Origin of the sequence: Pseudoduganella ginsengisoli (genome assembly GCF_009720865.1) — a bacterium.
Lineage (GTDB): Bacteria > Pseudomonadota > Gammaproteobacteria > Burkholderiales > Burkholderiaceae_D > Rugamonas > Rugamonas ginsengisoli.
In genome coordinates this window covers 1-509 of sequence record NZ_WNLA01000084.1, presented here as the reverse complement: position 1 = coordinate 509, position 509 = coordinate 1, and the positions used below count along the sequence as shown (strand labels likewise).

At 54.0% G+C, this 509-nt stretch carries 1 rRNA gene; it reads left to right on the top strand.

What is annotated here, in order from left to right:
- Positions 1-55: 55 nt before the first annotated feature.
- Positions 56-509: ribosomal RNA gene (locus GM668_RS30315) — 16S ribosomal RNA — on the top strand; the annotation flags it as partial.

The following is a 509-nucleotide window of genomic DNA, read 5'->3' as shown; positions in this document are numbered from 1 at the left end:
ATTCGTCAGTATTTTGAGTGAGTGACCCCAACCGCAAGGTTGGAAAACAGAGATTGAACTGAAGAGTTTGATCCTGGCTCAGATTGAACGCTGGCGGCATGCTTTACACATGCAAGTCGAACGGCAGCGCGGGCTTCGGCCTGGCGGCGAGTGGCGAACGGGTGAGTAATATATCGGAACGTACCCAGGAGTGGGGGATAACGTAGCGAAAGTTACGCTAATACCGCATACGTCCTAAGGGAGAAAGCGGGGGATCGCAAGACCTCGTGCTCATGGAGCGGCCGATATCTGATTAGCTAGTTGGTGGGGTAAAGGCTCACCAAGGCAACGATCAGTAGCTGGTCTGAGAGGACGACCAGCCACACTGGAACTGAGACACGGTCCAGACTCCTACGGGAGGCAGCAGTGGGGAATTTTGGACAATGGGGGCAACCCTGATCCAGCAATGCCGCGTGAGTGAAGAAGGCCTTCGGGTTGTAAAGCTCTTTTGTCAGGGAAGAAACGATCCT